The sequence below is a fragment of the Micromonospora sp. C51 genome, from assembly GCF_018070435.1.
GTDB classification, from domain to species: domain Bacteria; phylum Actinomycetota; class Actinomycetes; order Mycobacteriales; family Micromonosporaceae; genus Micromonospora; species Micromonospora sediminimaris.
Map to the genome: position 1 here is coordinate 80,732 of NZ_JAGPXQ010000011.1, position 16,296 is coordinate 97,027.

Sequence of the window (16,296 nt, forward strand, 5' to 3'; positions counted from 1 at the left end):
CCTCCACGGCGGCGAGGTGTAACACGACACGACGACAATGGCCGCTGTGGTGCAGTACCCCGGCGGCGTCGAAGATGTTCAGGTGATCACTGACGGTTCGCCCTCCGCCCCCGACGTCGAGCGGATCCGGCTCGCCCAGGCCGATGCCGGGGAGCAGGACTGGCGCGCATGGGGTCCCTATCTGTCCGAGCGGGCGTGGGGGACGGTACGGGAGGACTACAGCGAGCACGGCACGGCATGGGACTACTTTCCCCATGACCATGCGCGGTCCCGAGCCTACCGGTGGTCCGAGGACGGCATGGCGGGCGTGTGTGACGACCGGCAGACGTTCTGTTTCGCTCTCGCGTTGTGGAACGGACGCGATCCGATCATCAAGGAGCGGATGTTCGGCCTCGGTGGGGACGGCGGCAACCACGGCGAGGACGCCAAGGAGTACTGGTGGTACGAGGATTCCACCCCCACCCACTCCTGGATGCGGTGGCGGTACCACTACCCGCAGGCCGCCTTCCCCTACGACGAGCTGGTCGCGGTCAACGGCCTGCGGGGCCGGGACGACACGGAGTACGAGCTGGTCGACACCGGCATCTTCGACGACGACCGGTACTGGGCGGTCAGCGTCGACTACGCCAAGGCCGGACCGACGGACATGTGCATCGTGGTGACCGTGGCCAACCGTGGCGAGGAAGCCGACCGGCTGCACGTGCTGCCGCACCTGTGGTTCCGCAACACCTGGGCGTGGGGGCTGCCCGGCGGTGACCGGGTGCCCCGGATCGTCGGCTCCGGGCGGCGGCTGGTCGGCGAGCACTGGGTGCTCGGTCAGGTCGTGCTCGAAGGCGACGGTGACCCGACGCCGCTGCTCTGCGACAACGACACCAACGCCGAGCGGCTGTGGGGGCTGCCGAGTCGTACCCCGTACCCGAAGGACGGCATCAACGACCATGTGGTCGACGGTGCGGAGACGGTCAACCCGCAGTTGGAGGGCACGAAGGGAGCGCTGCACTACGTGCTGGACGTGCCGGCTGGCGAGCAGCGGCGGATCCGGCTGCGGCTGACCCGCACGGCCCCGCCGCCGGGCGGTGGCGAGCCGCCGCCGGCCGACCTGGGCGACGGCTTCGACGCGGTGGTGTGGGCCCGGCGCGCCGAGGCGAACCGGTTCTTCGACACGGTCATCCCGGCCAAGGCCAGCGCCGACGAGGCGTTGATCGCCCGGCAGGCCATCGCCGGGCTGATGTGGGGCAAGCAGTTCTACCACTTCGACGTCAAACGGTGGCTGGAGGGCGACCCCGGCTCGAACCCGCCGGCCGGTCGCCGGCACGGGCGCAACAGCCACTGGTGGCACATGACCAGCTTCGACGTGATCTCCATGCCGGATCCGTGGGAGTACCCGTGGTACGCCGCCTGGGACCTGGCCTTCCACTGCGTGAGCATCGCCCGGGTCGACCCCGGCTTCGCCAAGGAGCAACTGCTGCTCCTGCTGCGGGAGTGGTACCTGCACCCCAACGGGCAGATCCCGGCGTACGAGTGGGCCTTCGGCGACGTCAACCCGCCGGTGCACGCCTGGGCGGCGTTGAAGGTGTTCGAGATCGACGGCAGTCGGGACCACGACTTCCTGGCCCGGATGATGCACAAGCTGCTGATGAACTTCACCTGGTGGGTCAACCGCAAGGACACCGGCGGCAACAACGTGTTCGAGGGCGGGTTCCTCGGGCTGGACAACGTCGGCCCGTTCGACCGCTCGGCGGCGCTGCCGGTGGCCGGGGTGCTGGAGCAGTCCGACGGCACCGGCTGGATGGCGATGTACGCGCTCAACCTGCTGGACATCGCCATCGTGCTGGCCGAGCACGACCGCACCTGGGTGGACACCGCCACGAAGTTCTTCGAACACTTCGCCTACATCGCGGCGGCCGCGTACGACCAGGGGCTGTGGGACGACGAGGACGCGTTCTTCTATGACGTGCTGCGGTTGGCCGACGGCACGAAGGTGCCGTTGAAGGTTCGTTCGGTGGTGGGTCTGCTGCCGCTGGCCGCGGTGACCCGACTGACCGCGCGGACCCTGCACCGGCTGCCCGAACTGGGTGCCCGGCTGCGCTGGTTCCTGACCAACCGGCCCGAGTACGCCGCGGTGGTCGGCGCGCGACGGCTCGGTCCGGACGGGCGGCAGCAACGGTTGCTGTCCATGTGCGGCCCGGAGCAGGTGGTACGGCTGCTCGCCCGGATGCTGGACACCGACGAGTTCCTCTCCGAGTACGGGCTGCGTACGCTCTCCCGCGCCCACCTGGACAAGCCGTTCGCGGTGACCCTGGGCGGGCAGGAGTTCTGCGTCGGCTACGAGCCCGCCGAGTCGACAAGCGGCCTGTTCGGCGGCAACTCCAACTGGCGCGGTCCGATCTGGATGCCGACCAACTTCCTGCTGATCAGCGCATTGCGGGACTACGCCGCGTTCTTCGGCGACGACCTTCAGGTGGAGTATCCGACCCGTTCCGGGGTGAAGAAGACCCTCGACGAGATCGCCGACGACCTGTCGGCCCGGCTGATCGCACTGTTCACCCGCGACGGTTGGGGCCGCCGGCCGATCTACGGCGCGGCGCAGCTGTTCCAGACCCACCCGGACTGGCGTGACCTGATCGCGTTCCCGGAGTACTTCCACGGCGACAACGGCGCCGGCCTGGGTGCCTGGCACCAGACGGGCTGGACCGCCCTGGTCGCCGACCTCATCCTCACCCTGCGCCGCTGACGGCCTCCTGGCAGACCCGCCTTCAGTCGCCAATCCGTCGCGACCGGGTAACCCTGTGTGACGCGGGGCTAGCATCGGCGGCGTGTCCGGAGCAGACGAACCAGGCACCGGGCGGGACGGCGACGCTATCGTCACCACCGCCTGGCAGCTGGCCGAGGCCGAGGGCCTGGCCGCGGTGACCACCCGCCGGCTCGCCGAACGCGCCGACGTCGACCTCGGCGACCTCTACCAGCGCTTCGCCGATCGGGACGCGGTGGTGGCCGCCGTCGCGGTGCGTGGCTTCGCCGACCTGGCCGCCGCACTGACCGGGGCACGCATGTCTGTCGATTGCCCGGCAGAGGTCTGGCCGGCGGTGATGGCGGCCTACCTGGACTTCGCGTACGCCAATCCCGAGGTCTACGACGCGATGTTCGCCCACACGCCGGAGCTGACCCTCGGTGCGGCGCAGGTTCCCGAGACGGTCGCGGCCACCTTCGCCGAGCTGCGCACCGCGCTCACGCCGTTGGCCGCCGGCCGCGACGCCGACATCCTCGCCGAGCTGGGCTGGAGCCTGCTGCACGGCATGGTGATGCTCACCCGGGGTGGCCGACTACGCCCCGAGACCCAGGACCACCGCGAACACCTCCTCAGCAAAACCCTCTTCACCCCCCGCCCCTCGTCCCGGTGATCAAGAAGTTTGCGTCGGATTTCGCGGCCCGGGACGACGCAAACTTCTTGATCAGCCGGCCGGGGGTGGGATGGGTGGGATGGTTGCGGGGGGTGGGGTGGGGGCGTAGGTTGGCTGGCACGCCGATCGAGTGGAGAGGAGGTCAGAACAATGTCCGATGTTCTGCGCCCCGTCCGCGGCCCGGCGTCCACGCGGATCTGACCCGGGGCGTCGCTGTCCCGGAGGATCTGCCATGACCGATCTGGTCGTCCGCCCGCTCGTCGCGGGCGAGGAAGAACTGTTCGACTCGATGCCCGACCCACTGCCGCAACTGCGACAGATCAGCTACGCCGACGGGATCGCCGGTGGCGGCTACCGGCCGGAGCACACCTGGATCGCCCTGCGCGCCGGCCGGGTGGTGGGTCGCGCCGCGTGGCTGCTGCTACCCGGATCCGTCGGTGAACCGTGGCTGGAACGGTTCGACCTGGACCTCGCACCCGCCACCGAAACCGCAAGCGCCGTGGGTGCTGCGTTGCTGCGTACCGCACACGACGCGCTGGGCGGCCCGAAGGTGTACCACGCGGCGCTGCCGGCGTACTGGCGTCGGCAACCCGAGGTGCGCTCCGTCGCCGAGGCGGCGATGGCGGCGGCCCGACTCGCGGGACTTGTCGAGCGGGGGGAGCGGCTCAGGTTCAGTTGGGCGGGTGGACCGCTGCCGGCTCCGTCCGGCCGGTTCTCCTTCCGCCCCGCCGAAGACGCCGCGGAGATCAAGGCGCTGGTGGCCCGGGTCGGCGAACCGGTCGTGCTGACCGGTGCCGAGACCGCCCGGGCGGTCGCCGGTGTCGACCTGGCCCGCGACCCGCTGGCCTGGTTGACCGGTACGCCGCCAGGCAATTGGCGCGTCGCGCTCGACGGTGACGAACCGGTGGGCCTGGCGGGACCGACGGCCGACGCCTGCTTCCCGATGATCGCCTACCTCGGCCTGCTGGACGAGTCGGTCCGGGCCGGTACCGGCCTGGGCGAGCTGTTGGCCGACTCGGTCGCGGCGTTGGCCGCCGACGGGGCGTACGAGGTGGTCGCCGACGTGGCCGCGCACCGGGTGGCGGTGGTGGCGGAGCTGGAGCGGACCGGCTTCCGGCGGATCCGCTCCCGGGTGGTCTTCGCCCCGGCCTGAGCCGATGATCGTCTGCATTCCAGTGACCGTCGTGCCGTCGTGTCGAGTCACTGGAATGCAGACGATCAGGTTCCCCGGTTATCCGGTGGCCCGCCGCGCGCCGGTTCGCCTACAGTCCGCGAGGTGACGCGTGGGGGACCCATCGAGCCGGGCCGGGTGTTGGTCTTCGACGCCGACGACACCCTCTGGGAGAACAACGTCGTGTTCGAGCGGGTGATCGACGACTTCCTGAAGTGGTTGGAGCATCCCAGCCTCGACCGGTCGCAGCTGCGGGCCGTGCTCGACGACATCGAGCGGGCCAACGCCGTCACCCACGGGTACGGCAGCAAGGTCTTCCTGCGCAGCCTGCGGGAGTGCCTGGAGCAGCTGCGTCAGCGGCCGGCCACCGAGGCGGAGCGCCGGGAGATCGACGAGCTGGCGGTGGCGCTGGTGACCCACCAAATCGAGCTGATGCCGGGGGTGGCCGACGCCCTCGACGAGTTGGCCGGCCGGCACGAGCTGCTGCTGCTGACCAAGGGCGAGCGCGAGGAGCAGCAGCGCAAGCTGGACGCCTGCGGGTTGCTGCACCACTTCCGGGCGGCGCACATCGTGCCGGAGAAGAGCGTGGACACCTACCGGTGGCTGGCAAAGGAGCACGGCTTCGACCCGGCGAGCGCCTGGATGATCGGCAACTCTCCGAAGTCCGACATCGTCCCGGCCCGGGCGGCTGGCATGAACGCCGTGTTCATTCCCAACGAGAACACCTGGGTGCTGGAGCACGACGAGTTGGACCTGGCGGACGCGGGTTTGCTGTGCCTCGCCGCCTTCCCGGACCTGCTCCTCCACTTCTGAGTGGCGTTTGGCCGCCCGCCGCAAAGCGTCCGCGTAATCCTCGCTTCGAGGCGAGACAGGACTCGCGGAAAAGCTCCGACGCGTCGCTATCTGATCGATAGCCCGGGATGTATCGACCGCACCTAGCTTCTACCCGTCGTATTGGCCCTTGACCGGAGGGTGACGGGTGAAGAGAAGACTACGGGGACCGTTGATCGCGGTCCTGGCGGTCGCGCTGGTGGGCAGCACCGTCGGCGGGACGCAGCTGCTGACCTATGACAGCCCCGACCAGGCAGCGAGTTCCGAGGATGGGCCGGGCCTGCTGGAGCGCATCGGCGGCGCGGCGAGGGACCTGGTCGGCGGAGGTGCCGGGCGCACGAGGCCCGAGGTGGTCAGCGCCGGGCTGACGGTCAACGAGAAGGCGCTACCGGGCAAGGCGTGGCCGCCGCAGAAGCGGCTCCGGGAGCTGACCGGCAAGCGGACGGCGAACGCCCGCGTCTACCAGCTCTCCGACGGGCGGACGCAGGCGGAGATCTCCGCGGTGCCGCTGCACTACAAGGACGCCAAGGGCCACTTCCAGCCCATCGACACCAAGGTCCGCCCGACCACCGAAAAGGGCTACGTCCAGGGCAACCGCAGCAACACCTTCACCAGCCTGTTCGGTGACAGCTCGGACGAACTGGTCCGCTTCGAACGGGACGGGCGCAGCATCGCGCTGGGCCTGGCCGGTGCGGCGAAGGACGTGACGCCGAAGGTCAGTGGCTCGACGGTCACGTACCCGGGCATCGCCGGCGGTGCCGACGTCGTCTACGACGTCACCGCGACGGCACTCAAGGAGAAGATCGTTCTGCGCAAGGCTCCGAGCGGACCGGCGTCGTACACGTTCACTCTGGAGACCGCCGGCCTGACCGCGCAGCAGCGGGAGGACGGCTCGATCGCCTTCGTGCGGGCGAGTGGCGGTGAGCCGGTCTACGTGATGCCGGCGCCGTTCATGTACGACGACAAGGACGACAGGTCGTCCCCGCACGGCAAGGTGTGGAGCGACAAGGTCACCCAGACGGTGACCCAGTCCGGCGGCGCCTCGACGATCACGGTGACCGCCGACGCCGGCTGGCTCGCCGACCCGGCGCGCGTCTACCCGGTGGTCATCGACCCGACGATCAAGATCCAGCCCGTCCCCGCCGACGCGCAGGACGTGCAGATCTACTCGGGGAACACGACCAGGAACTACAACGACACCTACCAGTTGAAGGTCGGCACCGAGGCGACCCACACCTGGCGATCGCTGCTGAAGTTCAACCTCGGCACCATTCCGGCGAACACGCCGATCGATGACGCGCAGCTGCAGCTGTACTACTCGCAGACGCACACCCAGTGGGCCTACGACGTGCCGATGGAGGCGCGGCGGGTCACCACGGCCTGGTCCGAGGACTCCGCCAACTGGGCGAACATGAGCGGCAACATCGCGGGCGCCCCGGCCGGCAACGTGGTGACCAAGGACGACGGCGACTCCGGCACGTCGGTGGTCGGTTCGTGGCCGTACTCCAGCAACGCCACGCTGACGCCGAAGGCGGTCAACGGCGACTACCGCTACCACGGCAGCTCCAGCTCGTCGGACACCCACACCTGGGTGCCCACCATCACCGAGGCGGGCGACTACCAGGTGGAGGTGCACTACGTCGGCGCCTCCGACCGGCCCACGAACGCGAAGTACACCGTGCACCACAGCGGCGGCTCGAAGGCCTACACCGTCGACCAGACGACGCCCGACAGCGCGGGTAGGTGGGTCACCCTCGGCACCCACCCGTTCGTGGCCGGTACCACCGGCAAGGTGGTCCTCAACGGCGTCCCGGGCACGTCGGCGAACGCCGACGCGGTGCGCTTCACCAAGGCCGGTGCGGTCAAGAAGAACGCCAAGTCGAGCGTGTGGACGTCGTTCCCGGTCCGCAACCTGGTGCAGGACTGGGTGAACGGGACGCACTCGAACCACGGTTTCATGATCAAGGCTCTGGACGAGGCCACCAAGAACCGGGGTGGCCCGATCTACGAGGCGTCGGAGTACGCGTACGCGAACGACCGGCGGGACTACAACCTGCCGAAGCTGGTCGTCACCTACGGCCGGCCGGGCGTTTCGGTGGAGCCACCGACCACGATCACCTCGACCGGTGCGGTGCTGACCTGGCCGGCGTACGTCGACCCGTCAACGGCGACCGGCGACGACATCACCGAGTACCAGGTACACCGCAGCGTGCACCAGAACTTCACCCCGTCGGCGGCGACGTTGATCGCCCCGGTTTCGTCGGGCACGCGGACCTATCAGGACACCACCGCGGAGCCGACGGCGGCCGACAACACCGACCCGATGGCCCGCAAGTTCTTCTACTACATGGTCGCGGTGAAGACCCGCGACGGGCAGTTGCTCGCCGGCCCGACGCAGCCGGCGATGCTGCCGAAGGCCGGCCAGATCACCCGGATCTACCGGACCGCGGCGACCGACGCGACCGGCTCGAACGGCGTCATCGACACCACGCTCTCCGCGGCGCGGCCGACGGAGAACGTCGACGTCTACGACGGAGACCCCTACGTCAGCCCGGGCAACAACTCGCCGTACTACGGGGACTCCCGGGGCGTGGTGAAGTTCCCGACGCTGACCGGCATCCCGACCGACGCCAGAGTCGTCGGCGCCGAGCTGCGGATGTACAACAACGCCTTGTTCCCCGGCACGGACACCGACGAGTACGTCGATGTCTACAAGCTCAAGCGCGCCTTCAACGAGACGAAGGCAACGTGGAACACCTACGACGGGGTGAACGCCTGGACCACGCCGGGCGGTGACTACGACGCCGCCTGGAAGGCGAGCTTCAACGGCTTCACCAACGACCCCGAGTGGGAGACCTGGGACGTCACCACCGCCGTCGACGGCTGGGTGAAGACCCCGGCCAGCAACTACGGCCTGCTGCTGCGCCAGCGCGACGAGGCGAACCAGACCGCCCGGGCGATGCTGCTCTCCTCCGAGGGCGCCGAGCCGATGCTGCGGCCGACGCTTGAGGTCACCTACCTCGAGCAGACCGCCGAGTCGACGTACTACGCCGCCGCCACGCCGCAGGTGCTCACGCCGAACACCACGTACACGCTGCCGGTGACCGTGTCGAACCCGACGCTCGCGGCCTGGAACACCAGCGACTGGGAGCTGTCGTACGACTGGAAGCGCGCCGACGGCGTCACCGACGGTGCCGACGCGAGCTTCGAGCTGCGCACGCCGCTGCCGAAGAACGTGCCGGCCGGCGGCACGGTGGACGTCGCCGCCCAGGTGAAGGCCCCGCCGTCGTCGACGGAGGGGAGCAAGCGCACGCCCTACGTACTCCAGTGGGAACTGCGTAACAAGCTCACCGGCAAGAAGCTGTCGGAGACCACGCCGATCAAGGCGCTGCCGCAGAACGTGGCGGTCGAGGAGCCGACCTCCGACCAACTCGGCCTGGAGAAGTTCTACTCGTACGCGGGCAAGAACACCGGCGCCGGCTCCACCGTGATGAACAACCTGTACGCCGGCAACACCGTCTGGTCGTACAACGCGTTCACCAACCCGTCGCGGGGTCTGTCGACGTTCGTACGGCTGGCGTACAACTCGCTGGACACCTCCGACACGGTCGCCGGCTTCGGCTGGTCCCTGCAGGCGTCGTCGCTGATGCGGCTGGGCACTCCGCTGGACTTCCACCCCAACCCGAACCCGACGAAGGTCACCCTGACCGACGGTGACGGCACCAGCCACTGGTTCACCTGGGACGCCGCCGCGAACGAGTGGAAGAGCCCGAAGGGCGTGCACCTTTACCTGCAGAAGCACAGCCCGGTGCAGTGCAAGCCCAACACGCAGGAGCCGCGAGCCTGGGTGCTCACCAAGCCGGACCGGACGCAGTTCTTCTACGACTGTGAGGGCTTCCTGTCCAGCGTGGTGGACAACAACGGCAACGAGATGCGCTTCGTGTACGAGGAGCGCAAGTCCAACAACAAGCCGACCAAGTTTCTCCGCTACATCACCGACGCGGCCGACCGGCGCACCCTCACGGTCGACTACCACGTCAAGGGCCAGGCGTTCGACTACATCGATGACACGACCTGGACGCGGAAGTCAGGCACCAACCTGACCAACCCGCACATCATCGACAAGATCTCGCAGATCACCGACATCTCGGGCCGCAAGCTCACCTTCACCTACACCGACAAGGGCCTGCTCGGTGAGCTGATCGACGGCGCCGGCTCCACCAACGGCGCGCCGAAGACGTTCAAGTTTGCCTACGACATGACCCAGGGCAACAAGAACGTCAAGCTGGTCAAGGTCACCGACCCGCGGGCCAACGCGACCAACCTGGTCTACAACTACCCGCAGACCGGCGACGACCCGAAGTGGCACTGGACCACCAAGTCCTACACCGACCGGCTCGGGCACCCGACCCAGTTCGCCTACACCGACCCGGACGGGCCGCAGGGCAACAACATCGACACCACTGTCACCGACGCGGAGAACCACGCGACGGCGTACCGGATGGACGGTTACGGCCGTCCGTACCAGACCACCAACGCGAAGAACGAGATCACCAAGCTCGGCTGGGACGACGACCACAACGTCACCCGGCTGGAGGAGGCCAACGGCGCGGTCGCGACCTGGGCGTACGACGCCAAGACCGGTTACCCGACCGAGATCAAGGACGCGGAGGCGGTCAAGAACGGCACGCCGGGCACGGTGCTGACCTACCAGCGCCAGCTCAACGGTTACGTCGCCGACCTCACCGAGAAGACCAGCCCGGAGGGGCGCAAGCACACCTTCGGCTACGAGGCCGACGGTGACCTCGCCTGGGTAATCGACCCGATCGGCAACACGACGTCGGACCCGGAGGACTACAAGACCTCCTACACCTACGACGCATGGGGCCAGATGCTGACGGCGACCGACGCCAACGGCAACACCACCAAGAACGACCTGTTCGACGACAACGGCTACCCACAGAAGATCATCGACGCGAAGCTGAAGGAGACGGAGTTCGTCTACGACGTGCGCGGCCAGGTCACGAAGGTCATCGACGCGTACGAGAAGGAGACCACGCAGACGTACGACACGTTCGGCCGTCCGCTGGAGAACCGGGTGCCGAAGGACCAGGCGGCCGGCGACTTCATCGTCACCCCGGCCCCGGAGTACGACCGGAACGACAACGTCGTCAAGTCGTACGCCCCGAACGGCGCGTACACCACCGCGTCGTACGACGAGGCGGACCAGCTGGCCTACACGCTGGCGCCGGTCGACGTGGCGGGTGACCCGGAGCGGAAGACGTCCTTCACCTACGACAAGGTCGGCAACCTGCTGACCGCCACCGAGCCGAAGGGCAACCTGACGACGGTGGCTGGCGACTACGTCACCACCAACGCGTACGACCCGATCTACCAGCTCACCAGCGTGACAAACGCCGAGGGGCACCGCATCACCTACGAGTACGACAACGTTGGCAACGTGAAGAAGGTGGTCGATCCGCGCAAGAACGCGACGGCCGACACCGCCGACTACACGACCCTGTACGACTACGACTGGGCGCACCGGGTCACCAAGGTCACCGACGCCATCGGCAAGTTCACCACCAGCCAGTACGACCGGGACGGTCTCGTCACCGCGACCACCGACCAGCTCGGCAACACGACCGAGGTGACCCTCGACCGGCGGGGCAAGCCGACCGAGGTGAAGGTGCCGCACAAGAACGACAACGGCGACATCACCTACCGGACGACCAAGTACGAGTACGACGAGGTCGGCAACCAGACGCGGGTGATCAGCCCCCGGGGCGTCGCCACCACGGACGACCCGGACGACTTCGCCACCGTCAGCGTCTACGACGAGCTGAACCGGGTGAAGGAGACCCGCACCGCGTACGACAAGGACGACGCCCGCTACAAGACCGCGGACGTCACCACCTACCACTACGACGACGTGGGCCGGCTGGCGAAGGTCAGCATGCCGCCGTCGGCGGGTGAGTCGGTTCGCAACGACACGACGTACTCGTACTTCGACAACGGCTGGACGGAGTCCAGCAGCGATCCGTGGGACATCGTCACGACGTACGACTACAACAAGCTCGGCGCGCAGACGGCGCGGACGGTGACGTCCGCGGGTGGATCGTCCAACCGCACGATGACCTGGTCGTACTTCCCGGACGGCAAGCTGGCGTCCCGCACGGATGACGGCGTGCCGGTCGGCAAGCACGTGGTGCTGGTGGACAACTCCGATTTCAACAACGTCACCACCACCGGCACCTGGACGGCCGCGACCACGGCCGGGAACAAGTACGGCCCGAACTACGCCACCCGGCCGGCGGGCACCGGCACGAACACCTTCACCTGGCAGCTCAACGTGCCGCAGGCCGGCACCTACGAGGTGTTCGCCCGCTACCCGCAGGTGTCCGGCGCCGCCACGGACGCCCGATACACCGTCAAGCACGGTGGCGGGGACACGGTGAAGACGGTCGACCAGACCGCCAACGCCGGGACGTGGGTGAGCCTCGGCTCGTACAGCCTCACCGAGGGCAACAGCCACACGGTGTCGTTGTCCGACCAGGCGAGCGGCACGGTCGTCGCGGACGCGGTGAAGGTGGTGCGGGACAACACCGGTGTGACCGACAACGAGAAGGTCGACTACGCCTACCGGTACGACCCGAACGGCAACCTGGAGACCATCACCGACTCGTCGCCCAAGGCCCGAGTGGACACGTACTCGGTGGCCTACACGGGCCTCAACCAGGTGCAGACGGTGACCGAGCGGAAGTCGGGGACGGTCAGGAACACGACGTCCTTCACCTACAACGAGAACAGCGCGCCGCTGACCACCGAGCACGACAAGCAGTACGCCAGCTACGGCTACGACGAGCGCGACCTGGTCTCGACGGTGGTCAACGGCAAGTCCGCCACCGACGCCGACAAGAAGACGACCACCTTCACCTACACCGACCGGGGTGAGAAGAAGAAGGAGACCAAGGGCAACGGAAACACCGTCGACTACACGTACTACCTCGACGGACTGCTGAGGCACCAGGTCGAGAAGAAGTCGAACGGGACGTTGGTGTCCGAGCACACCTTCACCTACGACCTGAACGGCAACCGCACGCGGGACGTCGCGAAGAAGATGAACGCCGACAACAACTCGGCGTATCTGAACACGACAAGCGACTACTCCTACGATCCGCGTGACCGCCTTACACAACTGGTCAGGGCCGGTGACGGTGCCGACACGGAGACCTACGTCCACGACGCCAACAACAACGTCATCAACCAGACGATCAAGGGCGCCACGACCACCTTCAACTACGACCGCAACCGGCTGCTCACGGCCACCACGGGTGGCGCGACCGCGTCGTACAACTACGACCCGTTCGGGCGGCTCGACACGGTGACCGCCGCCGGCCAGGTGATCGAGAAGAACCTGTACGACGGGTTCGATCACGTCATCGAGAACCGCAAGAACATCGGCACCGGCACCACGGTCACCCGGTACACCTACGACCCGCTGGATCGGACGGCGACGAAGACGACCGACGCCGGTGGAACGCAGGAGAAGACGACCACCTTCAACTACCTGGGCCTGTCGTCGGAGGTCCTCGACGAGGAGGTGGCTGGCGAGCTCACCAAGTCCTACCAGTACTCGCCGTGGGGTCAGCGGCTGTCGCAGATCACGCACAAGGACGACGGCACCGAGGATCAGGCGTACTACGGGTACAACCCGCACACCGACGTCGAACAGCTGACCGACGCGACCGGCAACACGAAGGCCACCTACGGCTACACCGCGTACGGGAAGGACAACGAGGCCGAGTTCACGGGCATCGACAAGCCCGACGCTGCGGATCCGACGAAGGAGCCGTACAACGCCTACCGGTTCAACGCCAAGCGGTGGGACCAAGCCTCCGAGTCGTACGACATGGGCTTCCGCGACTACAGCCCCGGCCTCAACCGGTTCCTCACCCGAGACAGCTACAACGGTGCACTGGCCGATATGTACCTCGGTACGAATCCCTGGACCGGCAACCGATATGCCTTCGGCGGGGGCAATCCAATCAGCGCAATCGAGATTGACGGGCACTGCTGGGAAGTGTTCCAGGGAGCCTGTGATGCTCTGGAGGCGGGAGCAGAATGGGTGGATCACAATTCGGAGGCCCTTACCGACCTCGCAGTTGACTCCGCCGAGATGCTCCTTGGGGGCGCCGCGATGTACGGCGGAATCGCGTTGATCGGGACTGGCCTTGCTGCCTGCGGGGTGAGCCTGCCGGCGCTCGCGGGAGGCATTACCGCACCTATCACCGGTGCGGCCTGCGCCGCAGGAGGCGCTGCTGTGGTAGGCGGTGGAGCCTTGGTTGTCGGAGGCTTCGCGATGGCGGCTCACGGAGGGTCCAATTTCTGGGACGACCTTGGCCGACTGGAATCACCAGGCGCTCGTGGCGGAGGTAACTTTGAGACGCCTAAGCCCGACAACCCCAAGAAGCGGGACGACAAGTGGCTGAAAAAGAATGGGATTGACCCGCATGAAGTGAAGGACGGCTTGCCGGGCCCGGTGGCGCACTTCGACCTCTACGTCGACAAGAACGGCAACATCTTCGCCGTCAGAAAGGGTGCTGATCCGAACGCCGGGGAGTACATTGGAAACGTTGATGATTACTGACGGCGGCAAGGGAGGCTCGGTGGTGGAAGGGATGGAAGCTGGCTTTCCCGGCTTCGTCGTGAGGCGGCAGCCTCGCCTTCTGGCGAATGTTGGCACGCTCAAGCGGATAGCCATGGCAAAGTTGTCGAGTATCCGAATGATCAGCGCCTCCTTCTCGGGAACTCGCCTGCTGTTCCAGCCTTGGTTGACGATGCTGATCGATGAAGGTCATCGTGCATTCGTAGTCGGGGTGTATCGGACCGACTCTGCCCTGTCCGAACCGGAGGGGGAGGGGCCGACCTTCTGCTTGAGGAAATCAATCTGGCGGAGGGATGCCGACCTCGACTCAGCGAGGAAGGTGTCCGAGCTGAGGTCATACCTGTCTAACGGCGATCAAATCGAGAACAGATTCACATTCCTAAACCACGGCACCCGCCCGGGGGTGATCCGTGGTACCGAAGATTTCGTCGCTTCCATGGGCGAAGCCGGGTTGACGCTCCGTGCCGCCGATCGGGCCGACATGCACTGGAAGTTCATAAGTCTGGAAGTAGGTGACGAGGTCCGTGCTTTCGGCATCGACTATTCCCCTATAACGACCTCCATTGATTTGGTGGAGTCGACGCTTCCTCAATGGTTAGCGTTGGTTGACGGAGCTGTGGCTGCCTCAGCAATCAAACCGGACGGCCCGTTGACCATTACCATCGACAGATCAGTGCCGGAGCTTTTGAGTCAGCCGGGGAAGCCCGAATAGTTGTGGCAGAGGGTGGCTCGTCGCTGGTGCGGCGAGCCACCACGCTGGCTCGTGGGAAATCGCACTGGATAACCCCCGAGGCGTTTCCTGGTGGGGTGGTGCCAGAGCGTCCGATGGGAGCCGGCTCTCGAGCCGTTGAGGGTGGCGGTTCGGGTTATCGAGAGATCACCCTCGACGATCGGCAATTTCTGAGGCAGATGATCATGGAAGGAGCAAACGTAGACAAACCTGAGTTGGGCTACGGTTTCGGTGCCTGGAACGGCCAAGGCGGCGAACTCGAAGTGAACTTCAGGGCCGTGGCTGGCCAGTCGGCGTCGGGTTTGGTGAATAGTGCCCGGCTTGAAATTCGGCGGCAGTCCCAGGCTGAGGTCTCCCGGTGGACTGCTGTTGTGGAGTCGCTGTTGCTTTCGCTAGTCAGGGCGTTCGATCCCGACTACGGGATGGTTTGGACGCACCCGATGCGGCAAGCGCAGAAAGTGTCGCCAGCCAATCCGTTCGCCGGATACCTCACTTATCTGTCGAGGAGGCGAGTTCGCACACTTCCGGCGTCGCTGAAGGTGAAGGCGCGTCTCGAAGAGGCTGGATTCCTCTTTTCGCTCGTTGTTCCAGGTCGCGATTGGCCAGGCTTGGAGGGAGTGACGCGATTGGGTGCTGAAATGAAGCAGGCAGGGTTGCTGAATCCCGTTGAATAGCATCCTCCGGAAACGTCTGAGCCTGTGTCGCTCAAGGAGATGGCCGTCACGCTGCGTTAACGTGTGACGGCCTTCGCCTATTCGCTTATAACGGAGTCCGTTGCATGCCAAGTCGGGTTTGATGGCGACCAAGGATTTTCGCAACAGCGTCGACAGATCGATGTAAGCTAGTCGCAGGGAAGTGGTTTCATTCATGAAGCGTAGCGGGGCGCGCCTGGTCTGGCCGGTCTTCGTCGCAACGGCGCTGCTGCTCACCATTGTGGTCATGGATGTAGAGCGAGCGACAAATTCCGGCGAGGTTGGGCGTGGCCCCGCTACGTCTGCGCCAGATGCCCGCGCATACTCAGTTGACAGCGGAGATATCACCCTTAACGAGGGTCTTCGCCGCGCAAACTTGCGGTTGCCGGAGTGCCTTCAGGAGAAATTGCGGTTCGCAACCGCTGGCGATGGTTTTGGATACCACTACAAGCTGTATCTGCGCCTTGATTCCTCAGAGGCTTGCATAAACAGCTTTCTGGCTGCCAATGGTATGCGGGGTCTGCTTCAGGCCGAGAGAATCAGGGGAAGTGGGGCCGAGCGGCCGTTGAGCTTCCGTAGTCTTTGGATGGACGAGGATATTGTCACCGATATGGGATGGCAACTCGGGCCGGAGCAGCGGTTCCAAGAGTTCAGCGTCGGGAAACCGAATCTGTATTCCGCGCATGCTCTCGTGCAGCACGTGCCGGACTCACAGAATGTGGTGGCTTATGTGTACGTCTTCCACGGCGGGTGAGAGCGAACGAACTGAACTTGATCTTAACCCTCGCCTTGCTTACGTGCTG

General features: G+C 66.4%; 8 protein-coding genes. All 8 read left to right on the top strand.

All coding sequences use genetic code 11. The annotated features are described in order from the left end of the window. The first annotated feature begins 37 nt into the window (after positions 1–37). Positions 38–2,734: a glucosidase gene (locus tag KBX50_RS14755; RefSeq protein ID WP_210937596.1), complete on the top strand. Its 2,697-nt coding sequence runs from the start codon at positions 38–40 to the stop codon at positions 2,732–2,734. An 82-nt stretch (positions 2,735–2,816) separates the two neighbouring features. Further along, on the top strand, positions 2,817–3,401 hold the full coding sequence (locus KBX50_RS33600; RefSeq protein WP_210937597.1) for a TetR/AcrR family transcriptional regulator: 585 nt from the start codon (positions 2,817–2,819) through the stop codon (positions 3,399–3,401). 232 nt (positions 3,402–3,633) lie between these two features. Then, on the top strand, positions 3,634–4,554 hold the full coding sequence (locus KBX50_RS14765) for an acetyltransferase (RefSeq protein WP_210937598.1): 921 nt from the start codon (positions 3,634–3,636) through the stop codon (positions 4,552–4,554). 156 nt (positions 4,555–4,710) lie between these two features. Beyond that, positions 4,711–5,385, top strand: coding sequence for an HAD family hydrolase (locus tag KBX50_RS14770; protein ID WP_210937647.1), 675 nt, complete (start codon positions 4,711–4,713; stop codon positions 5,383–5,385). A gap of 166 nt (positions 5,386–5,551) precedes the next feature. Next, positions 5,552–14,053 (top strand): DNRLRE domain-containing protein, encoded by an 8,502-nt coding sequence (locus KBX50_RS14775; RefSeq protein ID WP_210937599.1) that lies wholly within the window; start codon positions 5,552–5,554, stop codon positions 14,051–14,053. Beyond that, complete coding sequence (locus KBX50_RS14780) at positions 14,040–14,783, top strand: hypothetical protein (RefSeq protein WP_210937600.1); 744 nt, start codon at positions 14,040–14,042, stop codon at positions 14,781–14,783. Before KBX50_RS14775 ends, KBX50_RS14780 begins: the two co-directional genes overlap by 14 nt. Positions 14,784–14,809: 26 nt before the next feature. Next, positions 14,810–15,475 carry an Imm52 family immunity protein gene (locus KBX50_RS14785; RefSeq protein ID WP_210937601.1) on the top strand — a complete coding sequence of 222 codons (666 nt, stop codon included), beginning with the start codon at positions 14,810–14,812 and terminating at the stop codon, positions 15,473–15,475. Positions 15,476–15,668: 193 nt separating this feature from the next. Continuing rightward, complete coding sequence (locus KBX50_RS14790) at positions 15,669–16,247, top strand: hypothetical protein (RefSeq protein WP_210937602.1); 579 nt, start codon at positions 15,669–15,671, stop codon at positions 16,245–16,247. Positions 16,248–16,296 lie beyond the last annotated feature (49 nt).

Bases quoted from the DNA above. Each gene is read 5' to 3' on its own strand.
- KBX50_RS14755 (WP_210937596.1), top strand. From the start codon at position 38: ATGGCCGCTGTGGTGCAGTACCCCGGCGGCGTCGAAGATGTTCAGGTG.
- KBX50_RS14765 (WP_210937598.1), top strand. From the start codon at position 3,634: ATGACCGATCTGGTCGTCCGCCCGCTCGTCGCGGGCGAGGAAGAACTG.
- KBX50_RS14790 (WP_210937602.1), top strand. From the start codon at position 15,669: ATGAAGCGTAGCGGGGCGCGCCTGGTCTGGCCGGTCTTCGTCGCAACG.